General features: G+C 67.5%; 20 protein-coding genes and 1 tRNA gene. 10 read left to right on the forward strand and 11 right to left on the reverse strand.

Annotation, left to right across the window (positions count from 1 at the left end):
* The first annotated feature begins 216 nt into the window (after positions 1-216).
* A tRNA-Cys gene (locus AM590_RS16385) sits at positions 217-293 on the forward strand.
* Between the two features lie 63 nt (positions 294-356).
* On the opposite strand, the gene AM590_RS16390 is transcribed toward AM590_RS16385, so the two are convergent.
* Complete coding sequence (locus AM590_RS16390; protein WP_253805950.1) at positions 357-3,926, reverse strand: tetratricopeptide repeat protein; 3,570 nt, start codon at positions 3,924-3,926, stop codon at positions 357-359.
* A 216-nt stretch (positions 3,927-4,142) separates the two neighbouring features.
* On the opposite strand from AM590_RS16390, the gene AM590_RS16395 reads away from it, so the two are divergent.
* Positions 4,143-4,997 (forward strand): hypothetical protein, encoded by an 855-nt coding sequence (locus tag AM590_RS16395; RefSeq protein WP_058828394.1) that lies wholly within the window; start codon positions 4,143-4,145, stop codon positions 4,995-4,997.
* 19 nt (positions 4,998-5,016) lie between these two features.
* Here AM590_RS16395 and AM590_RS16400 read toward each other — a convergent pair whose 3' ends face one another.
* The 3 genes from AM590_RS16400 to AM590_RS16410 all read right to left on the reverse strand — a co-directional run bounded on the left by AM590_RS16400 (position 5,017) and on the right by AM590_RS16410 (position 8,637).
* Positions 5,017-5,244 (reverse strand): hypothetical protein, encoded by a 228-nt coding sequence (locus tag AM590_RS16400; RefSeq protein WP_058828395.1) that lies wholly within the window; start codon positions 5,242-5,244, stop codon positions 5,017-5,019.
* A gap of 84 nt (positions 5,245-5,328) precedes the next feature.
* Positions 5,329-7,911 (reverse strand): heavy metal translocating P-type ATPase, encoded by a 2,583-nt coding sequence (locus tag AM590_RS16405; RefSeq protein ID WP_058828396.1) that lies wholly within the window; start codon positions 7,909-7,911, stop codon positions 5,329-5,331.
* A 126-nt stretch (positions 7,912-8,037) separates the two neighbouring features.
* A complete protein-coding gene (locus AM590_RS16410; RefSeq protein ID WP_058828397.1) occupies positions 8,038-8,637 on the reverse strand; it encodes an AsnC family transcriptional regulator in 600 nt (199 codons plus the stop codon).
* A 132-nt stretch (positions 8,638-8,769) separates the two neighbouring features.
* Between AM590_RS16410 and AM590_RS16415 the strand changes: the two genes are divergently transcribed.
* From AM590_RS16415 to AM590_RS16445, 7 genes are all read left to right on the forward strand, one after another.
* Positions 8,770-8,967: a heavy-metal-associated domain-containing protein gene (locus tag AM590_RS16415; RefSeq protein ID WP_058828398.1), complete on the forward strand. Its 198-nt coding sequence runs from the start codon at positions 8,770-8,772 to the stop codon at positions 8,965-8,967.
* Positions 8,968-9,078: 111 nt separating this feature from the next.
* Positions 9,079-9,261 carry a hypothetical protein gene (locus AM590_RS16420; RefSeq protein WP_004976527.1) on the forward strand — a complete coding sequence of 61 codons (183 nt, stop codon included), beginning with the start codon at positions 9,079-9,081 and terminating at the stop codon, positions 9,259-9,261.
* A 109-nt stretch (positions 9,262-9,370) separates the two neighbouring features.
* Positions 9,371-9,730: a hypothetical protein gene (locus tag AM590_RS16425; RefSeq protein WP_058828399.1), complete on the forward strand. Its 360-nt coding sequence runs from the start codon at positions 9,371-9,373 to the stop codon at positions 9,728-9,730.
* A 238-nt stretch (positions 9,731-9,968) separates the two neighbouring features.
* On the forward strand, positions 9,969-10,505 hold the full coding sequence (locus AM590_RS16430; RefSeq protein ID WP_058828400.1) for a DoxX family membrane protein: 537 nt from the start codon (positions 9,969-9,971) through the stop codon (positions 10,503-10,505).
* Positions 10,506-10,752: 247 nt separating this feature from the next.
* Positions 10,753-11,739, forward strand: a complete 987-nt coding sequence (locus tag AM590_RS16435) for an FAD-dependent oxidoreductase (RefSeq protein ID WP_058828401.1) — start codon at positions 10,753-10,755, stop codon at positions 11,737-11,739.
* Positions 11,736-12,851 (forward strand): iron ABC transporter permease, encoded by a 1,116-nt coding sequence (locus AM590_RS16440; protein ID WP_058828402.1) that lies wholly within the window; start codon positions 11,736-11,738, stop codon positions 12,849-12,851. Before AM590_RS16435 ends, AM590_RS16440 begins: the two co-directional genes overlap by 4 nt.
* 32 nt (positions 12,852-12,883) lie before the next feature.
* Entirely contained in the window at positions 12,884-13,732 is an 849-nt protein-coding gene (locus tag AM590_RS16445) for an ABC transporter ATP-binding protein (protein WP_394329102.1), read from the forward strand.
* A gap of 87 nt (positions 13,733-13,819) precedes the next feature.
* On the opposite strand, the gene AM590_RS16450 is transcribed toward AM590_RS16445, so the two are convergent.
* From AM590_RS16450 to fer, 5 genes are all read right to left on the reverse strand, one after another.
* On the reverse strand, positions 13,820-14,293 hold the full coding sequence (locus tag AM590_RS16450) for a peptidylprolyl isomerase (RefSeq protein WP_058828404.1): 474 nt from the start codon (positions 14,291-14,293) through the stop codon (positions 13,820-13,822).
* A 68-nt stretch (positions 14,294-14,361) separates the two neighbouring features.
* Positions 14,362-15,870 carry a hypothetical protein gene (locus tag AM590_RS16455; protein ID WP_253805951.1) on the reverse strand — a complete coding sequence of 503 codons (1,509 nt, stop codon included), beginning with the start codon at positions 15,868-15,870 and terminating at the stop codon, positions 14,362-14,364.
* 51 nt (positions 15,871-15,921) lie between these two features.
* Positions 15,922-16,728 carry a cytochrome c biogenesis protein CcdA gene (locus AM590_RS16460; protein WP_157575476.1) on the reverse strand — a complete coding sequence of 269 codons (807 nt, stop codon included), beginning with the start codon at positions 16,726-16,728 and terminating at the stop codon, positions 15,922-15,924.
* Positions 16,722-17,321 (reverse strand): hypothetical protein, encoded by a 600-nt coding sequence (locus AM590_RS16465; RefSeq protein ID WP_058828406.1) that lies wholly within the window; start codon positions 17,319-17,321, stop codon positions 16,722-16,724. Before AM590_RS16465 ends, AM590_RS16460 begins: the two co-directional genes overlap by 7 nt.
* Before the next feature lie 113 nt (positions 17,322-17,434).
* On the reverse strand, positions 17,435-18,211 hold the full coding sequence (gene fer / locus AM590_RS16470; protein WP_058828407.1) for a ferredoxin Fer: 777 nt from the start codon (positions 18,209-18,211) through the stop codon (positions 17,435-17,437).
* Positions 18,212-18,359: 148 nt separating this feature from the next.
* Between fer and AM590_RS16475 the strand changes: the two genes are divergently transcribed.
* Complete coding sequence (locus tag AM590_RS16475; protein ID WP_058828408.1) at positions 18,360-19,361, forward strand: lysylphosphatidylglycerol synthase transmembrane domain-containing protein; 1,002 nt, start codon at positions 18,360-18,362, stop codon at positions 19,359-19,361.
* 56 nt (positions 19,362-19,417) lie between these two features.
* Here AM590_RS16475 and AM590_RS16480 read toward each other — a convergent pair whose 3' ends face one another.
* Positions 19,418-20,386: a hypothetical protein gene (locus AM590_RS16480; RefSeq protein ID WP_058828409.1), complete on the reverse strand. Its 969-nt coding sequence runs from the start codon at positions 20,384-20,386 to the stop codon at positions 19,418-19,420.
* 184 nt (positions 20,387-20,570) lie between these two features.
* The gene (locus AM590_RS16485) at positions 20,571-21,110 is read right to left on the reverse strand and encodes an Lrp/AsnC family transcriptional regulator (RefSeq protein ID WP_058828410.1); all 540 of its coding nucleotides are present in this window, start codon (positions 21,108-21,110) and stop codon (positions 20,571-20,573) included.
* Between the last annotated feature and the right edge of the window lie 92 nt (positions 21,111-21,202).

Consider the following 21,202-nt stretch of genomic DNA (forward strand, 5'->3'; position numbering starts at 1 on the left):
TGGAGTGAGCGATCCTCTGGGAAATCCAGTTCGCCGCCCCCACTCATACAGAGCCCACTGGACTTCGGTCCAGTGGGCTTTTTTCATTTATAGCGAGCGGCAATCGCTCGCGCACTGCACAGACAGCGACCGCTCCCTCAGTCGAGACAGCGAAAACGCCCGACTCAGGTCGCACACCGTCAGGCTTAAGCACAAGACAGGGATACGAGTAACTGCGCCAAGGTGGCAGAGTTCGGCCCAACGCATCCGCCTGCAGAGCGGAACCCCCGCCGGTTCAAATCCGGCCCTTGGCTTTTCTCTTCGAACGCGACTCCCGTGAGCGACGCGTTTTGGTATCGAATCACCGACTGGCGACGTTATCGTACGAGCCGCTGTTCGAGTGCGCTGACCGCGTCGTCGTCGCCCAGTTCGTGTGCAAGTTCGAGGGCGTCGAGTGCGGTCTTCCGCGCTCGAACCCCGGCTCCGACGGAGGAAAAGCACGCTGCAGCGCGTCGTAATTCGGCGAGTGCATCCGAAACGTCTCCGGTCTCACAAAGTGCCGTAGCGTACCGTCGACGACACCGACCTTCGAGAACTGCCGTCGGCGCGGATTCGATTGCAGTCCTGAGCAGCGAAATCCCGTCATCGGTCTCTCCCGACCGCACGTACACGTCTCCGAGCGTCACGCTCGCGAGCGTCTTCGGCTCGTCGCCGAGTCCGGGCGCTCGTTCGTGGGCGCGTTCTGCGACCGTTCGCGCGTTGTCGAGATCGCCGCTGTTCAGGAGAGCGCGGGCGCGGACAGTCTGGAGTTCGGTCCGCTTCGACTCGTTTTCTTCGAGGAGGTCGATGGCGCGTTCGGCGTATTCGATAGCGGTCTCCGGTTCACCGAGTTCAGAGAGCGTTTGGGCGAGGCCGTAGTACACGTCCCGTCGAATCCAATCGAACTCCGGGTCCTCGACGTCGTCGAGAAGCGATTCGTAGCGCTTGCGCGCGTCGTCGAGCGCCCCGCGGTCGAACGCTATCTTCCCGAGGTTGTTCGACGTTGACGCGACGCCGATGGAGTCGCCGATTTCGACGCGGATATCGAGCGCGAGTCGGGCGTATCGCTCCGCTTCGTCGAGCGTCCCGTTTTCGAGTTCGATATGGCTGAGAACGGCGAGGCTCAGCGCTTCCCCCCACGGATACTGAATCTCTCGGCGAATCTGGAGACTCGTGCGGGCGTGCGCCGCGGCTGACTCGAACTCTCGAAGCGTTACCTCGACGAGTCCGAGGTTCGCGAGCGTGCTCGCAACTTTCGTATCGTCTCCGAGGTCGCGGCGGAGCTCGAGCGCTCGCTGGTAGTAGGCTTTCGCGCCCTCTGGATTGTCGGTCTGTGCTTCGATACCTCCCAGCGCGTTCAACACGTCGCTACGGCCCACATTGTCGTCGCTTCGACTGAATCGTTCGAGTGCCTCTCGTGCGTATTCGCGGGCGCGCTCGAACGAACCGCGGTAGCGTCCGACCTCGGAGAGTCCGGCAAAGCCGTCGGCGCGCGCGCGGACCAGTGCCGCTTCGTCGAGTCGCTCGTCGTCGAGCGACGCGAGCGACTCGAACTCTCGCTCGGCGCGTTCGAGTTCGCCCCCGTTGACGAACATGCGGGCGCGCCACCGACGAACGTCGAGCCGGAGCGTGCCGTCGCAGGCCCGCGGCACGCCGACGTCGGAGTAGTCGGTCTCGGCGTACAGCTCGGAGAGCGTCGGTGTGTTGATGCCGAGTTCGAACACGCTGCGGACGAGTCGTTCTCCCCACGTCGAGGGGTCGCGCTCGATAGTGCGAACGATATCGGCGGTCCCGCCGAACACCGATTGGACGGTCTGGCGCGCGTCGTCGTCGTCGACGAGCGAGCAGAGCGTGTCGAGATATCGCTCGAACCGGCGGCGGGCGCGGCGCTCGGATTCGAGGTCAAGCAACCGCTGGAGGAAGCGAGCGGACCACGTCTCGTGGACCGCGCGGACCCGCTCCCCGTCGGACTCGTCGTCGCCGAATGCGGAGTAGAGGACGGTTCGTTCGAGGGCGTCGAGCGATTCTTCGACGACGGATTCGTCGCGCTTCGACTCGGTGAGTGCGTACGCGAGCGGCGGCGAGACGCCGATTCCCGAGGCGTTCAGAAGGTTCACGAGAACGCCGACGTCGACGCCGAGTCGCTCGTCGACGCGTTCGAGGTCGGCGTAGACGGAATCGATGTCGTCGAGGAGGCTCGTCGGGGCGGCGTTCTCTCCGGCTGCCGGCTCGGCGTGCCGGGCGAGTCGATGCAAAAAGAGATACATCTCTCCTGGCTCGAGGTCTCCGCCCTCGTTCGGGGTGAGTTCCTCGGGGTCGATATCGACGTTCGCTCCGACGGTCGCCTCGAAGTGGTCGACCAGTCTGGCTCGCTCGCGGGCGTCGACGACGGGAACGGAGACCACGTCTATCGACTGTGTCCGGTGGAATTCGAGGCGAGCGGTGCCGCGGAGCGAGCCGTCGCGCCACTCGCTTTCCCGACTGTCGAGGAGGAACGTCACGCGGTCGTCGTCGTCGAACTCGCGGACGAGTTCGAAGATACTGTTCGCCTCGGTCCGGGTCGCGTCCTCGACGACGACGAGGACGTGCCCGCTGGCCTCGGCGAGGTACGACCCGAGGTGCGCCGCGGAGGTAAACGGGTCGTGCTGGCCGGACTTCCGGTAGAGGACGATACCCTGTTCGTGGTCGTACCACCGGCACGCGACGGACATACAGACCGTGCTCTTTCCCGCGCCGGGCGGCCCCGTCACGACGTGGTCGGTTCCCGAGCGGAGCCGGGAGAACAGGTCGTCAGTCACGTTCTCGCGTCCGTCTTCGGTCGGGCGCTCGCGGTCGAGCGCGTAACCGGCGCGGACCTCTCCGAGGTCGAAGCCGGCGCGCCAGCACGCCAGCGGCGGCGAGGCGCCGACGCGGTCGAAGTACGCCGGAGCGAGTCGGACGAACCCCTGTGACCGCAGCGCCGTGGAGAGCGCCGGGCCGCGAATCGTTGCACTCGCACCGCGGTCGTCAGTTACGCTGGGACCGGTCGCCGTCGCTTCGGCGTTCGCGTCGTCTGCCATGGCGTCCGTGCCATCCGCCTTGGCGTCCGCGCCACTCGCTTCGGTTCCGGGGGTCTCGCCGTCGGCGTTTCCGTTGAGGTCGAACGGGTTCGCGGCTTCCCAAATCGACTGCACGCGATTCCGGGCCCACGCCACGGCGCGCTCGCTCGTGTTCTCGATGACGCAGCTCGCGCGCGCATCGTCGTCGTAGGCGACCACCATCGTGTGGGGCGTCCCGTCGAGTGTCGTCTGCGCGATGGCGAACGGGGGTACCTCGCCGACCCGAAGCTCGCAGTCCGAGACGGTCTGTACGGTTTCGAGAAACGCCGGGTACGCCCGCCAGATAGCGGTGACGACTGAGTCGGGCACGACGAACCGACAGGAGTGCCCGTCGACGAGCCAGGTCGTACACCGGTCGACGAACGTCTGACTCGGCAGGTACGGGAGGACGAACGTCCCGTTGTTCGTCGCTTTGAGCCTGTTTCCGAGCGCATCGAACGGGTGTGAGACGCGCGGGTCGGTCCGCAGTTCGTCGGCTCCGACGACGGCCTCGACCGGAAGCGGGTAGTCGGCGGCCGCTCCGGCGACGAACGAGTCGAGTTCGAGCACGTCGGCGGCGGCGGCGCGGGTGGAACGAAACAGGGAGATGAACTGTCCGCCCTTCAGCGACGTGGTGTAGTCGCCGTCGTCGAGGACGAATCCCGCGGCGGTCAGGTCGCGTATCGCGCGGTCGACCGTCGAGCGGGAGTACGGGAGCGCCTCGATCAAATCTCGCTTGTCGAGGTGCGCGCCGTCCAACGCGTTGAGGAAGTCGAAGCGATCGGCGGCGAGTTCCAACTGTTCTGTGACGAGGTCGTCGTCGCGCGTCACGACCAACTCCCGGTTCGGCACCGTCGAACGACTGGTCGGTATCTCATTGGAGGGTGGTTCGGCCAATAGTTTCAAAAACCCTTGTCAATCCACAGCTTCGGCTGTTCGTCTACACCGTCGTATTGGGGGCGGGAGTCGCCGCCGGCGGTCGCGCGACGCGGTGACACGCTCCGAGGAAAAGTAATCGTTATACGCCGCGTGGCCCATGCCGAAACCATGCAACGACGCGCCGCGGTCATCTCCGTCGTGTTCTTCCTGGTCATCGGTGCCGGTGCATACTCACTTATCGCGACTGCATCGACGCCGTCGGTCAGTTTCGAGAACCCCGAGTACTCGCTGGCACAGGGGGACGAGTTCTCCGTCCCCGGTAGCGACCAGACGTACACAGTGTCGTCGATAACCGAAGAGGAGGAATCGGGCGGTCACGGTGGTGGCACCACGCTGGTCCGCTCCGGTGAGCTCACCTACGTGAACGACTCCGCTCGCTTCACCGAGACGTGGGACAACGAGAGCACCGTCACGCTCGACGGCACGGACTACCGTGTCGAAATCGCCAACGTCTCCGACCCCACCGAGGCGACGCTGGTCGAGCTGTACAACGAGACCGCAATCCTCCAGGCCGACTCGAACGCCGATAACGAGACCGTCACCCGGAACGGCGAGCGCTACGTCGTCATCAACGACTCGACGCTCGTCTCGGTCGACGAGTACTTCCCGGCCAACGAGACGCGCACCGTCGCCGAGGGAGACTCCTTCGACTACAACAACCAGTCTGTCACCGTCGACGCAGTCGAGACCTCCGGCGTGACCCTCGAATGGTTCGCCCCCGAGGAGAACACCGTCACCGTCGATAACGAAGCGAACCTGACCATCTCGGGACAGCAGTACCTCGCGTACTTCCCGGACGGCGAGACGCTCGTCCTGACGCAGAACTACGACAGCTACCAAGCGCAACTGTCCGAAATCGAGCACTTCCACGAGACCGAAAACGGTCTCTGGGGCGTCGCCATCGTCTCGTTCACCACGGTCGTTCTCCTCATCGGCATGGCGTTCCTCCCGTCGCGGTACTGAACGCCTCGTCCGCCGTCCGTCACCGTTTTTCGCGCACCCCGCTCGCACCGAGCCACGCGACTCCGGCACCGATGACGACCGTCGACAGCGACCCGAGTATCTGGAGCGCCGCGACCGCGACGACCGACTCGGCGGCGGCGTAGCGCCACGGAGCACCCACGAGCGTCCCGAGGCCGACGAGGACGAGGAACGCACCGACGGCGACCGGCAGCCACGACTCCATCAGCGCGGTGATTCGACGAGTCATTACCGGAGAGAGTCGCTGCGCAAGGAGAAAAACGAGACGGCGTTCTCGGTGAGCGCCGACCGGGGGCGACCCGGAACCGGCCGACTACCGCCGGAGGAAGTCGAGGAAGCGGTAGTCGTGGTCCGGCGTGTAGGTCCGGAACAGGAGGCTGTTCGTGAGGACGGACACCGACGACAGCGCCATCGCGCCCGCGGCGAACACCGGCTGGAGGAGGCCGAGCGACGCGAGCGGAATCATCGCGGTGTTGTAGCCGAGCGCCCAGAACAGGTTCTGTTTGATTTTCGCGAGCGTCCCGGCGGAGATGCGGATGGCCTTCACCACGTCGAGCGGGTCGTCGCGCATGAGCGTCACGTCGGCGGCCTCGATAGCCACGTCGGTGCCGGAGCCGAGCGCCGTGCCGACGTATGCGGCGGCGAGCGCGGGCGCGTCGTTGACGCCGTCGCCGACCATCATGGCTCTCGTCCCGTCGGCCTGCAGGGACTCGACGGCGTCGGCCTTGTCCTCGGGGAGGACGCCGGCGCTGACGTTCTCGGGGTCGATGCCGACCTGTTCGGCGACGGCGCGGGCGGTCCGCTCGTTGTCGCCGGTGATCATGTGGACGGTCGCGCCGCGGTCGCGGAGCGCGGCGACGGCCTCGGCGGCCGACTCCTTGATTTCGTCCGCGTCGGCGACGACGCCCGCGAGGTCGCCGTCGACCGCGACGAGCATCGCGGTCTTCCCCTCGCTTTCGAGGTCGCGAAGCGCGTCCTCGGCGGGCGCGGGGTCGACGCCCGCGTCCGAGAGAAGTTTGCGGTTACCGACGAGGACGGGCTTCCCGTCGACGGTCGCGCGAATCCCGTGACCGGGGACGTTCTCGAAGTCTTCCGGGTCGGCGAGGTCGAGACCGCGGTCCTCCGCGCCGGATACGATGGCGCGGGCCAGCGGGTGTTCGCTGTTGCGCTCGGCCGACGCGGCGTACCGGAGCACCGCGTCTTCGTCGAGCGTCTCGTCGTCGGCGGTGACGACGCCCGAACCGTCGGCGGCAGGGCCGACGGCGACCACGTCGGTCAGCGTCATCTTGCCTTTGGTGAGCGTGCCGGTCTTGTCGAAGACGACGGTTTCCACGTCTTTGACGCGTTCAAGCACGTCGCCGCCCTTGAACAGGACGCCGTTGCGCGCGCCGATTGCCGTCCCGACCATCGTCGCGGCCGGGGTGGCGAGGCCGAGCGCACAGGGGCAGGCGATGAGCACGGCCGAGGCGAAGACGACGACGGCGAACTCGAACGTCGAGACCGCGCCGCCCGCGGCGACGGGACCGCCCGCGACGAGCCCCCAGACGGGGAGCGACCGGATGAACCCGGCGAGCGCCTCGGGGAAGAGGAACCAGACGACGCCCCACAGGAGGGCGTTGGCGATGACCGCGGGCACGAAGTACGCCGAGATGCGGTCGGCGAGGTTCTGAATCTCGGGCTGGCGGCCCTGGGCCTCCTTGACGAGCGAGACGATTTGTTGGATTGCCGTCTCGGAGCCGACCTTGGTCGCTTCGACCACGAGGACGCCGTTTTGGTTCACCGTCGAGCCGACGACCTCGTCGCCTTCGGCCTTCGAGACGGGGACGGACTCGCCCGTGACCATCGACTCGTCGACCGCGGAGTCGCCGTCGACGACGACGCCGTCGGTCGGAATCTTCTCGCCGGGACGGACCTTCATGCGGTCGCCGACCTCGACCTCGTCGAGGGGGACCTCGCGTTCGGTTCCGTCGTCGTCGACGAGCGTCGCGGTGTCGGCTTCGAGTTCGAGGAGCGTCCGGAGCGCCTCGGAGGCCTGTCCCTTCGAGCGCGCTTCGAGGTAGTTCCCGAGCGTGATGAACACCAAGATGAGCGCGGCGGTGTCGAAGTAGAGACTGCCGGCGAGGAGGCCGACGAGGACGGCGACAGAGTAGAGGTACGCCGTGGACGACCCCATGGCGATGAGCACGTCCATGTTGGCAGTGCGGTTCCGAACGAGCGCAGTGTAGGAGTTCTCGTAGAACTCGCGGCCGAGGTAGACCTGCACCGGCGTGGCGAACGCGAAGCCAATCCAGCCGACGGGGATGCCCGTGCCGGGAATCGTCTCGGGGAGGCCACCGCCGAACAGTTCGACCGCGAGCATCGCAAGGAGCGGGAGCGACAGCGCCGCGCCGAACAACGTCAGGCGCTTCTGTCGGCGAATCTCGTCGTTGCGGGCGGCGTCACGGGCGTCCTCAACGGATTCCTCGCCGTCGTCGTCTTCGCGGACGGGCGTGTAGCCGGCCTCCTCGACCGCCCGGTACATGTCGTCGAGGCTCGCGTCGGCGGGGTTGAAGGTGACGTGCGCCTCGTCGGTGGCGAAGTTGACCTCGGCGGCGACGACGCCCGGCACCGACTCCAGCGACTTCCGGTTCGCGTCGGCGCAGTTCGCACAGCTCATCCCGGTGATGCCGATGGTCCGGGTCTCCGAGAGCGCCTCGTAGCCGGCGCCCTCGATGGCATCGTATATCTCGCCGAGCGATACCTCCTCGGGGTCGTACTCCACGGAGCCCTCGTCGGTGGCGAAGTTGACGCTGGCGCTCGTCACGCCGTCGAGCGCCTCCAACGCCTCGCCGACGGTGCGCGAGCAGTTCGCGCAACTCATCCCGCGGATGTCTAAGTGGGCCGTTCGGCTACTCATCTTACCTGTACGTACGTGCCCCTCTCTTACCTCGATTTCCCCTTCAGAACCGAACGTCACCGCGGGGTCGAACTTTCGATTCGAAACCGGTGGCCGCGCCGCTCGGTCATCGGCCTCTCGGCCCGCTCAGTCGTCGTTCGCGCCGGCTTCGAGGCGGTCGTATCGGTCTTCGAACCGGCCGAGACAGGACGAACAGCAGAAGTGGTAGAGCGTCCCGCCGATGCGGGCGCTTTCGCCCTCACTCGTCACCGTGTTGCCGCACTCGGCGCATTCGAGGGCGAACCCGGTTCCGTTGACCGTCGGCGTCCACTCGGCGGACTCCACGAGGCTCACCTCGTAGTCGCGAACCCGCGAGAGGTCCACGAGGTCGTCCAACTGGGCGCGGACGGAACTCCCGTCGAGTCGGGCGTGGGCCGTCACCTCGCCGTCGGCCGCGACGAACAGGTGTTGGACCGGGTCGGCCCCGCGGAGGGCGTCGCGGACCTCGTCGACGAACTCCGGGCGGACGGTCAGCCTGACGAGGACGGGCGTCCCGCCCGACAGCGTCGACTGGTCGAGGTCGACGGTGAAGCGGCGGATGATGCCCTCCTCGCGGAGACGGTCAATGCGGTCGGAGACCGCCGGCGCGGAGAGGCCGACTTCGGCGGAGATGTCGCTGAACGGTCGGCGGGCGTCTTCGGCGAGAAGTTCGAGGATGTGGAGATCGGTTTCGTCGAGCGCGCGCATGCGCTCCGGTAGGGGCCACGATGTCATAGGTGTTCCTCGCGTTCGGCTTTCGATTCGAAAGTCGGAGTCGGCTGGTCGCCGAACCAACGAAAGGACAATTCACTAAATCGAGAAGCACCTACCTCGAACCGTATGGCGACCACTCTCATCGTCACCGGAATGACCTGCGAACACTGCGAACAGCGCGTCGCCGACGCCCTCGCCGGCGTCGACGGCGTCGATGACGCGACCGCCGACCGCGAGACGGAGCGCGCGACCGTCGAGGGCGACGCCGACACCGACGCCCTCGTCGCGGCCGTCGAAGACGCGGGCTACGACGCGAGCGCCTGAATCCGAGACGCGCCCGACCCAGACGGTGCGGGGAACCGGGTGTCACGACCGAGAAGCCGGTTCGATGCGCCGACCTGAATGGTTTTCCCCGGCGACCCGCTACCCTCGACCATGCACGCGCGGTCGTGGGCGGCCGTCCTGTTCGCGCTCGTCATCGGACTCCTCCTCGCGCTCGGCGTCGTCCGACTCGCCGCCGGCGACACCGGCGATTTCGCACGAAACGCCGGCATAGCTGCTCTTCTGACGGTTTTCGCCGTCGCGCTGGTCAGAGACTGGGCGTCGAACGCGGAGTGAGGCTCGGCGACCGGGAGCCTCGTCCGGCCGATTCCTGAAAATATATCAATAAATTGTCTTTCACTTCGGGGGCAGACGGTTACAAGAGGCCGCGGTCCCAACCCCGCCTGTGTCTCCACCGAGCGACGACGACTTTCGCACGCACTCCCCGACGGCCCCGATAGACGACACGCCGACCGTCTCGTGTTCGCGGTGCGGCGAGGAGTGGGACCTCTCGTACGAACTGGACGAGCTACAGCTCGGCAATCAGTCGGTCGAGCAGTTCGCGCTCGACCACCGTCGCCACACCGGCCACTTCCCGGACGACGTCTCGCCGTGGGTCGTTAGCTGCCGACAGTGTCCCGACGGCGAGCAGTTCCTCTCCGAGGCCAGCGCCCGCCGGTGGGCCCGCACCCACGCCCGCCACACGCGACACGAGGTGGCGATGGATCACGCCGACGACGATGGGGTCGTCATCGCACCCGAGTGAGGTGCGGCGGGAGTCCGGTCACCCCCGCCTCTCGGGTCGGGTCGTCGGCCGTGCGGCCGGCGGGACCGGTGGGACCGGCGACGACAGGTCGAGACGCATCTTCGCGTTCGTGCCCGCCGAGGGAACCGGTTCGAATCGACGTGGACGGTCCGCCGATTTCCAGATTCCGAGGATTCGAAAATCGGTCCGGGTTTATAATCTCCCGTCGGTCCACGCTTCACATGTGAGGTGACAGACGATGGCCGCAACCGGCGAGATCGAGATGCTGGGGAACCGGATGGAGTTCGACTACGCCGAGGGCGTCACCGGCTACGTCCTCGTGTTCGCCCGGCTGGTCACGGGGTACTGGTTCCTCCACGCGGGGGTGACGAAGTACCTCGCCGCCGAGCCGTTTAACGCGGGCGGCTGGCTCGTGAACGGCACCGCCGGCGCGCCCGGTCCGGTCCACGCATTCCTCGCGTGGGTCGGCCAGACGCCGCTGATGCTCGAGTTCACGAACTTCATGGTTCCGCTGGGCGAGACGCTCATCGGGTTCGCGCTCATCACCGGGGCTGCCGTCCGCCTCGCTGCCGCCGGGGGAACGTTCCTCATGACGTTCTTCTACCTCGGGAACGCCGACTGGGGTCACGGGCTGGTCAACGGCGACCTGCTGGGGCTCGTGATGTTCCTCGTGGTCGGCGCGCTCGCGGCGGGCCGCATCCTCGGCCTCGACGCGTACCTCGAAGAACTGAAGTTCGTTCGCCAGCGGCCCAAGCTCCGGTACCTCCTCGGCTGAGGGGATTTCGGACACGCTGGGCCGCGTTCGTCCGGCAGTCCGCCGGCCTTTCTCTCGGACGCCGTTACCGCTGATTCGCGTGAGCCAGCCTCTTTGCGGGCCGTTCTCAGCGTGTCGGTGGATTTAGGAGTACCTAAAATCCGAAAGTGGTTTATTGTATTAGGGACGCCTAAAACGTATGAACGAAGACGGAGCCGACTTCGACCACGCGTTTCGACGGGCTGTTCTCACGGGGGCTGTCTGAGCCGTGACCGACCAAGGCACCGAACCCGATTCGACGGACGTGGTCGTCGTTGGCGGCGGTCCTTCCGGGTGCGCCGCGGCCGTCTTCACCGCGCGATACGGCCTCGAAACCGTCGTTTTCGACCGGGGGAACGCCGCCTTCCGTCGGTGTGCGTACCTCAAAAACTACCTCGGCTTCCCCGCCGGCATCGGCGTCGACACGTTCACCGCGCTCATGCACGAACACGTCGCGGAAGTCGGCGCGGACTACGTCGCGGACATGGTCGTCTCGGTCGAGCGACTGGGCGACGATGAGGGGACGGACGCGAGAGAGAGCGAGCCGGACGCGTTCGACGCCGACACCCGGCGGTTCGTCGTCCACACGCAGGACAGTCGCCGGGTCGAAGCCGACTACGTCGTCGCCGCCGCGTGGTACGACGGCGACTACCTCCGCGGCCTCGACGACGACGACGCGATGTTCGAGGAACACGACCACCACGGCGAGGTCCACGAGCACTTCGATTCCGACTACGCCGACGACGACGGGCGGACCCCGGTCGAGGGACTGTACGTCGCCGCGCCCTCGGGCGACCGGAACGCGCAGGTCGGCATCGCCGCCGGACAGGGCGGCCACGTCGCCCGGTGTCTCATCGAGGACCGCCGGCGCGAACGCGGCTTCCCCGGCGACCTCGCGGCCCACTACGACTGGCTCCGCGCCGACACCGAGTTCCAAGGTGAGTGGGGCGACCGGGACCGCTGGCGCGAGTGGTTCGAAAGCGAGGTGCCGGCCGACGCCGACCTCGACGACGAGCGTCTCGCGGAACTCCGCGAGTCCTACATCGACCGAGCGTTCGACACCCGTCGGACCGACCACGAGGTCGAGACCGCCGAACTCCGCGGCATCCGGCGACTCGTCGAGGTAATCGGCACCGAACGCGTCCTCGACGCGCTCTCTGACGAGGTGCTCGCGGACTACCTCGACGGACGCGAACTCGGAGGTGTCGAGCAGTGAGCGGAACGACGCCGACAGAACAGTCCTCGGGGTCGGTGCTGAACCGGCTGTTCGGCTGGATCGACGGCTCGCTCGTGTCGCTTTGTCTCGCCAGCCTCGTGGTGGTCGTGGTCGGCGGCCTCATACAGGTCAGCTTCGGCGCGTTCTCGATGACCATCGGCGAGGCGTGGCGCGCCGTCTTCGACCCCGCGGTCATCTTCGACCCGCAGGTCTGGCAGGTGTTCCTCCTCGGCGGCGAGCTCCCAGACCTCAGTCGGCGGACGCTCATCGTCTGGAACATCCGACTCCCGCGGGTGTTCGTCGCTGCTCTCGTCGGCGCGAACCTCGCAATCTCGGGCGCGATTTTCCAGGCGGTCACCCGGAACGAACTGGCCAGCCCGTTCATCCTCGGCGTCTCGTCGGGGGCCGGACTGCTCATCCTCCTCACGCTCGTCGTCTTCTCGGGGCTCGCGGCGTACCTCCCGCTTCTGGCGGCGCTCGGCGGGATGTTCGCGTTCGTCCTCGTCTACCTCATCGCGTGGAAGAACGGTACCTCGCCGGTCAGACTCGTCCTCGCGGGCGTCATCGTCGGCACCGTCTTCCAGAGCCTCCAGACGGGGCTGTTCTTCTTCGTCGACGACATCGGCGTCGTCCAGTCCGCCATCGCGTGGACGACCGGGTCGCTCACCGGCACCGACTGGGAGCAGGTTCGCATGGCCCTCCCGTGGTCGATTATCGCGATCGGCCTCGCGCTCGGAAGCTCCCGACAGCTCAACGTCCTGCTTCTGGGCGAACAGACCGCCCGTTCGCTCGGGATGTCCATCGAGAAGGTCCGATTCGCCCTCTCGGGCGTCGCGGTTCTCGCGGCCGCCGCGAGCATCGCCGTCGCCGGTATCGTCGGCTTCGTTGGCCTCGTCGTCCCGCACCTCGTGCGGAACGTGGTCGGGAGCGACTACAAACGCCTCGTCGTCGGCTGTCTGTTCGCCGGCCCGGCGCTGATGGTCGCCGCCGACGTGGGCGCACGCCTTGCACTCAACCCGGTTCAGCTCCCGGTCGGCGTCGTCACGGGCCTCGTCGGCGGGCCGTACTTCCTCTACCTCATGCGCAAACAGCAGAACATTGGTGAAGTGTGATGTCGAAACCGCAATCAAGAGACCCCCAACAGATGGCACAACACGGTGAAGCAGACGCGACCGCGGACGAACACACAGGCGTCGAAGACGGCTCGGCACGCGAGAGCGCGCTCACCGGCGACGCGCTCGAACTCTCGTATCCGACGAGCGAGGAACCGGTTGTCGAGTGCGAGCGAATCGATATCCCGCGCGGCGAAATCACGGCGCTCGTCGGGCCGAACGGCTCCGGCAAGAGCACGCTCCTGAAATCGCTCGCCAAACAGCTCTCGCCCGACACCGGAAACGTCTATCTCGACGGGAAATCCATCACCGAGTACGACGACAAGGCGTTCGCGCGCGAACTGGGACTGCTCTCCCAGCAGCACGACTCGCCCACGTCGCTCACCGTCGAGGACCTCGTCTACCACGGCCGGTACCCCCACCGGAGCTTCTTCGAGCAGGTCAACGAGGACGACCACGAGGCGGTCGAGCGCGCTATCGACCTCGCCGGTGTCGAACACATCCGCGACAAGCAGATCGGCAACCTCTCCGGCGGCCAGAGTCAACTCGCGTGGATTGCGATGGTGCTTGCACAGGATACCGACGTGCTCCTCCTCGACGAACCGACGACGTACCTCGACTTGCACCACCAGCTCCGCGTGCTGGAGACGGTCCGCCAACTCAACGAGGAACGCGGCGTGACGGTCGCGGTCGTCCTCCACGACATCGCGCAGGCGGCGCGGTTCGCCGACTACCTCGTCGCCATGCAGGACGGCGAACTGTACGACTGGGGCCCGCCGCGCGAGGTCGTCACCGAGGAACTCCTCGCCGACGTGTTCCGCGTCGAGGCCGCGGTCAACTACACGCCCGACCCCGAAATCGTCCCGAAGCACTCGCTGTAGCGCGACTCGACGCTCCTTCTTGACGCTCAGTTCTGTTCTCTCGGGTCGTCACAACTGCGCCGACCGGCCGCGACCGCCCGCAAGCGCCTACTGGACGGCGACGATTTCGATGTCGAAGACGAGCGTCTTCCCCGCGAGTTCGTGGTTGAAGTCGACTTCGACCTCGTCGTCGCGGACGGCGGTAACGTCGCCGTGGAGGCCGTTTTCGGCGTGGACGTGCAGGCCGACCTCGGGCTCTTCGCCGACCATCCCCTCGAACGTCTCGGGGTCGTAGGTCTGAATCCGGTCGGGGTCGAACTCGCCGTAGGCGTCCGCCGGTGAGACGGTCACGGTGGCCTCCTCGCCCGCCGACATCCCGACGACGGCCTCGTCGAGCCCCGGAATTATCTGCCCCGCGCCGACGACGAACGTCTGGGGGGCGTAGTCGTCGCGGTCCTTCTCTTGGGCCTCGTACAGGCCGTGTTCGACTGCGACCTCGTACCGCGAGGTGTTGAAGACGGTCCCATCTTCGAAGCGTCCGACGTACGCGAGCGCGACTCGGTCTCCCGACTCGATTGCCATAGCGGGGGTCGGCGGAGGACGCGCATAAAAGTCGTCATCGAGGCATCCCGCCGGGAAATCACCGCGGGTCAGGCTGGTGTCCGAAGCGACGGGGGGCTGTTGCTGTCGGCCGTCGTCGTCCCCGATTCCGTCCCGTTTTCGACGCCCTCGACCCACGCCGGGGGCGTCGCGGTCGTCTCGCCGACGCGGCCGTAGGTCCACTCGAAGCGCACCCAGTAGAATCCCTCATCCGAGATGAGCGCGTAGGTCGCCGTCGCGTCGGCGACGAACCCCCGCTCGTCCACGTGGGCGACGAACTGGTAGTCCTGGACCGGTTCGACGCCGCCGATGGCCGGGCGTTGGCTCCCCTCGATTCGGTAGTACGTGACGTTCCCGTCGGTCACTTTTCCGGTCACGTTCGACGCCCGCGTGTCGAGATACTGGCGGACGAGTCCACGGTTTAACCCACGCGGCTCGAACTGCACCGGCGGCGCGGTGGCGTTGCCGACGACTCTCCGGGTCCGCTCGACCCCGTCTTCGGTCTCGGCGACGTACCACGCGTCGCCGTCGTAGTAGACTGTTCTCAGTCGGGTCTGCTCGCGCCCCGATTCGACGGTCTCAGTGATGACGTACCGGTCGCCGGCGACGGCGATATCGGTGTCGTACTGGGTCCGCGTCGAGTTCGGGTCCGCGCCCTCGGGTCGGTAGATATCGACCCACAGCGTGTAGGACTCCTCGGCCAGTACGCGCTCGTGGGCGGCGCTGAGCGCGGTCAGGTTCTCGATCCCGTCTGGCCCGACGCCCGGGACGTGCTCCAATTCGCCGGGTTCGACGGGGTCGACCGGTCCGGAGCGCTGGCCGTCCCCGAGGCTCGGCGCGCCGGTGTTCTGTGTTTCCGACTCGGAGGCGCTCTCGGTCGTCGCGGTTTCCGACGGTTCCTCCGCCGCCACGTCGCCGCGTTCGGGTGTGGCCGTCGGTACCCCCGACTCCCCGGGACTGCCCGTCCCGACGCCGGCGGACTGCATCGCCCCGTCGAGCGGCGACGACACGAGGTCGAGCGCGACGGCCGCCCCGCTCACGACGGCGACGACGACGACGAGCGCAGTGAGTCCGCGAGCGGCGTCGCGGCCGGCCCCGGCGACCCGGTTGCCGAACCGTCGGGTTCCCCGCCGGGCGCGCATCCGAAGCGGCGGGCGGAGGTCGTCCAGCGGCGCGCCGAACTGGCGGCGACAGACCGCGTCGGCGTCCGGCCGGTCGAGGGCGTACAGGAGCGCCTCGGTGATGTCGTCGATAGCGAGATGTTTCACAGGAGGTGCGTCAGTGTCCGCGTCCGCCTCTCGTTCGGCCGTCGCCGACGCTTCCGACCGACGCCCGCTGACGGGACGAAGCCGCACCGACCGGCCGCGGCGCTCGGCGCGGACGACCCCCGCCTCGACGCGCGTCTCGAAGCCGCGGGCGGCCCAGAGGTCGGCGACGACGGCCAGCCGCGCCCGTGTCGAGAGGCGTTCGAGGCGGGCGGCGACGACCGTCCGGTACCGGTCGGCTCGCTGGTCGGTGTTCATCGGGTGCTTCCCTAGACAGAGGGGACCGACGGTCATAGGCACTTCTGCGGGTCCGACGCTCGCGGAGGTCTGCTTGCGGGGTCCGGCTCAGACGACCGCGTCGAGGAGCGATTCGATGACGGGCGCGACGCCGAGCACGTCGAAGACGACGAGCAGATAGTAGACGCTGACGACCAGCATGACCGCGCCGGTGACGCGGTTGATGGCGGTCGTGTGACGGGCGAACCACCGGGTCGCCCGTCGGCTGTACCGCTCCGAGACGAGAGCGAAGACGAGGAGTGGCGCGCCGATACCGAGGCCGAACGCGAGGAACCCGAGGAGGCTCTCGGCGGCGGTGTCGAACAGCACGGGGACGCGTGCGAAGAACAGGGCGATGAAGCCGGGGTTGCAGGGGAGGACGATTGCGCCGAAGAAAAAGCCGTAGGCGAACGCCGACAGCGCCGGGTGACGTGTCTCCGGCGGCTCGATAGTGGGGAGCCGCGCGAACACCTTCGCGTCGAAGAGGAGCGCGAGGCTCACGACGAAGAGAACGACGAAGGCCGCCGGCGAGACCACCTCGACGACCGTCGTGAGCGACACTTCGAGGAGGAGCGAGAACACGACGCCGACGACGAGCATGAACGATACCGCGCCGGCGGTGACGAGGCCGCCGAGGACGGCTATCGGGAGGCTGCCGTCTCGTTCGTCGCCGTCGCCTCCGCCGTTTCTTACCCCGCCGCGTCCATCGCCGGTCGCGCCGGCCGGTGAGGACGACTCCCCGCTCGCACGCGAACTCTGTCGCGCGAGGTACGCGAGGAAACCGGGGTACAGCGGGAGGGCGCAGGCGGCGGTGAGCGGGGTTCCGACGCCGAGGACGAACAGTTCGAACAGCCGCGGCGCGAGGTCGGTCAGCACTCGCCGACCCGCTCGCGGAGGAACGCGGTCGTCTTGTGGCCGTCTTTGAGCCGCGTCGCGCTCCCGTCGGGACAGAGCCTGACCATCGGAACGACCGGCGCGCTCGCCATCGACGAGCCGAACTCGGCGGTGAGGCTCCTCGTGACCGGCTCGGGCGAGACGGCGTAGCGCCAGTCGAAGCTGTGGTCCTCCGCGTGTTTCCTGACCTTCTCGGCGTCCTCGTTGGGGTCGATGTCGAGCGCGACCGTCAGCACGTCGTCGCCGACGGTCTCGTGGAACTCGATTAGCTCGCGCTGTTGGCGCAGGCAGTTCGAACACCACACCGCGAACGTCTCCAGGAGAACCGGTCGGTCGAGGAGGCCCTCGATAGTGAACGTCTCGCCGGTGCGCACGTCGGTGAGTTCGGCCGTCCGCCACGCGCCGTCGCCGTCCGACGCACCAGCCGTCCCGTCTCCGGTCGTCGTCGGGTCACCGCCGGCATCGACACTTCCGCCGCCGCTTCCGCCGAGACATCCCGCCAGCCCGACCGTTCCCGCCACGGTGCCCGCGCCCGCGAGCCGAAGGACGTCTCTTCGCGTCGGCGTTCCTTTCATATCGTTGTAGGGTCGCTATCGAAGCTTAATTCGGCCGCGTTGGGGCGCGGGTGACGCACAACCCCAAGACCCCGCCGGGCCGCACCTCGGACAGGCCGGCCGCCGGTTTCCGGTCAGTCGCCGGCGCTCATCTTCCGGGCGTGCTGCGGGGGGAGCCGAAGCTCGTCGAGGCCGGGGAGGTGTTCGATGTTGTAGACGACCTGCAGGTCGTCGGTCACCGGGAGGCTGATACACGACAGCCGGACGCCCTGTTCCAGCATCTCCTCCGAGAGGATGTGGTTCGAAGGCATCTTCACGTCGCCCTCGACGACCGCCACCGCGCAGTTCGCGCAGGCACCGCCGCGGCAGGCGAAGGGCCAACTGTGGCCCGCGTCCTCGGCCGCCTTCAGGAGGTTGGTCCGCGGCTCGACGAACACCTCGCCGTAGGTGTCGCCGTCGAGGCCGCTTTCGGCGGCCTTCTCGAAGAGGTCGTCGTCGGCGAGCGACCAGCCGCGGTCGGTGAGCACGTCGTAGTCGAGGAACTCGACCCGCGCTCCCCGCCGTTCGGCCTCAGGCTCCGAGTCGGGACCGGAACCGGCACCGGAATCGGAACCCGAACCGCCGGTCCCGTTTTCTGCCCGTCCGTTTCGGGCGGTACCGGCGTCGTGCTGTCCGTTTGCGCTCGCCCCCTCGTCGGCCGGGCGACGGCTGTCCGTCTCGACGGGTTCGAGTTCGTCGCCGGGCTCGTAGCCGGCGCGAATCGCCTCGTAGGCCGTTCGAACAGCCTGAAATTCTTCGGCCGACCCGCCGTGGTCCGGGTGGGCCGACTTCACCCGCCGACGGTACGCGTCGACGAGTTCGTCCTCGTCTGCGTCCGGGTCGATACCGAGCGTCTCGAACGGGGAGTCCACATCGGGGCTAGTAGGAACTCGCGAGCATAAATCCACGGCCACCGGCCGTCTCGTCGTGGTTTAGTCCTCGAATCGAGTGTGTAGTCTCGAGGACCGTGCGCGGCCGCGAGCCGCGGCGGTTTTGTAGCGGGCCTCGCTTGCTTCGGGTGTGAGACGCGGGGTTCGGTTCGTCGTCGGTGCGGGACTCGGTATCGGAGCGCTCGCGGTGTACCTCTGGTACGTCGGCCCGGAAGCGGTCGGCTCGCGTGTCGCGGCCGTCGCCCCGTGGGCCGTCGGCGTCGTCTGCGCTCTGATGCTCGCCGAGGCGACCGTCGACGGTCTCGGTGTCTGGGCGTCGGTTCGGCCCCTCCGCGACGGGCTCTCGCCGCGGGCGAGCGTCCAGTTCGCGTTCGCCGGCGACTTCTTCGACGTACTCAGCCCCGCCGGCCCGGTGAGCTCGGAGCCAATCATGGCGCAGTTCTTCGGCGTCGCGACCGAGACGAGCTACAGCGAGGCCCTCGGGGTCCGCGGCGTCGCCAAGTACGTCAAATCCGCCGCACAGCTCCTCCTGTCGGTCGCCATCGTCGGCGTCCTCTTTCTCGACGCGCCGACGCCGCGGTTCGTCCTCGTGACGCTGGCCGGCGCGGTCGTCGCGCTGTTTGTCGTCGGTGCCGCACTCATCTGGGCGCGAGACGCGCTCTCGGCGGTCGTCGTCGCTGTCTTGGCCCCGGTCGTCCGCGTTGTCTCTGGACTCACTCGCGAGACACCGGTCGGCCGTGAGGCCGTCGCCGACGCGGTCGGACGGTTCTGGGAGCGCGTCGTCCACTTCCGAGACGCGCCGGAACTCCTTGGCCTCATCGCGCTCAGCGGCGTCTTCGAGCAGCTGATCACGTCGCTCGCACTCTGGGTCGCGCTCGCCGGCACCGGCACGACGGTGGCGTTTCTCCCGATTGTCGCCGTCATCCCGCTCCCGCAGGCGGCGAGCGTCGTCCCCATTCCGGGGAGCCTCGGCGCGTACGACGTGCTTCTCGCGGGTGCGCTCAGCCTCACCACGGGCGCGCCGGCCGCGGGGGCGGCTGCGGCGGTGCTCGTCGTGCGGACGTTCGAACTCCTCGTGTCACTCGGGTGCGGTGGAGTAGCCACCGGGTTCCTGCGCGGCTTTCGGACCTGAGACGGATTCGAAAGCGCGTCCGTCGCGTCGGCGTGTGGTGAGGGACAGAAAACGAGTCAGTCGGCGGCGCGCTCGTGAATCGGGACGCTCGCCAGCCCGACCGCGTTGGACTTCGAGGAGACCGAGAGCGTCGCGTGCCAGCCCTCCTCGGCCGGCGTGACGTGCAGGGAGACGGGCTTCCACGACTCCGCCCGGCGGTAGAGATCGAGGACGACCGGTAACACCGGAAGCCGCCCCTCGCGCGCCGAGAGCGCGTAGCCTTCGAGGGTCAGCTCCGCCGACCTCGTGCTGGCGTCCGGGCCGGGCCGCCACGGTGAGCAGGTGTACGACCCGACGAGGTCGAGCCGTTCCATCTCCGCCAGCGTCGCCCCCAGCGCTCCCGCCGAGTCGGGCCGCGACGCGATGTTCGAGGCGGCGCGTTCGAGCACGTCAGCCTGCTCGGCCGACGTGAGATGGACGTGGAGCGCGGTCGCCATGCTCTCCAGCAGGCGCAGACAGAGGTCGTCCGCGCTGGACATCGTCTCCGCGAGGTCGAAGTACGCGTCCATCACCGCCGTCTCGACCGCCCGGTGGCCGGCGTCTACGAGCGCCTCGAACACCGCCGCCGCGACCCGGTGACAGAACTCGACCCGCTCGGAGCGCTCCCCGCCGTTGTCGCACTCGGGTCCGCCGTCCGCATCGGTTCCGAGGTCGAAGCCGGAGGGCGGTTCGGGGAGACCGGGCGTCGCCCCGGCGGTCGCCCAGCCGTCGGCGGTCGCGCTCGCGCCGCCGAAGCCCGGAACGTCGTCGTGTTCCGAGACGATGAGGTCGTAGTACGGGACGTTCGGGTCGTACCGCCGGAGAGCCGAGCGATACTGTCTCGCCGCGCGGGCGGCGGCCTCCCCCGTCGAACGGTCCTCGAACCGAAGCCCGTCGACCGGGACCGGCCGCTCTCCGGTCCGTCCGCAGACGAGTTCGTACGCCCCGTCGTCGCTCGCGAGCGATTCGATGTGAGTCCGAATCTGGGTGAGTGTCGTGCCGACCATGGTGTCTCTGTCTACTGGTTCGCGGGCCGTGTTTCGACGCCGCGGTCCGTGCGTCGTTCGCTCGACAGATTGTTTAGGCCAACCTAAAACGTGTTGGTTCGGGCGGTCGGAAGCCCCACGAGGACCGACGGCTCTCGGATTGTACGTTCGACCCGACTCTCGCTCGCGGCGACCCGCGACTCGGTCACGACGCGTCGGGTGCCTCTTCGCCCGGCCTGTAGAACGTCCGGTGGAACATCTTGTACGAGTCGGTGATGGGGACGATGGTGTAGGTGTCGACCACGTCACTGTCCTGCAGGAGTTCGCGGACGTAGCTGTTGATACTGCTCAGAGAAGACTGCCAGACGCGAATCAGCAGGTCGTACTCGCCGATGCACTCCGCGACCTCGTAGACCAGCCCCTCGTCGAGGAGTCGCTCGATAAACGCCGTAATTTCGTCGTTCGTGGAACCCTTGTCGTACGAGATGTGGACCTCGGCGTAGGGGTAGTCGGCCGCCCGAAAGACCAATAGCGCGAAGATTTCGAGGATGCCGTCCTCCTGGAGCATCTTGCGTCGCCGCCGCGCGGCCGTCCGAGAGAGGCCGACGCGGTCGGCGAGCTCCGTGTCCGAGATTCGCCCGTCCTTGTTCAGTTCGCGGAAGATGAGATAGTCCTTCTTGTCCATCCGGTCTTCGAGAAGTTCGACAACGCGCGGGTCCTCTATCCACTCCTGCGAATCGGGCATTGCTATCTTCACGGTTATACCGCTTAGCTTCATATATATGAATGTTTCTTCAAAATCTCCGAATCGGATACATTTAGTGAACGAATCGTTCA

The organism is Haloferax sp. Q22 (assembly GCF_001482285.1).
Lineage (GTDB): Archaea > Halobacteriota > Halobacteria > Halobacteriales > Haloferacaceae > Haloferax.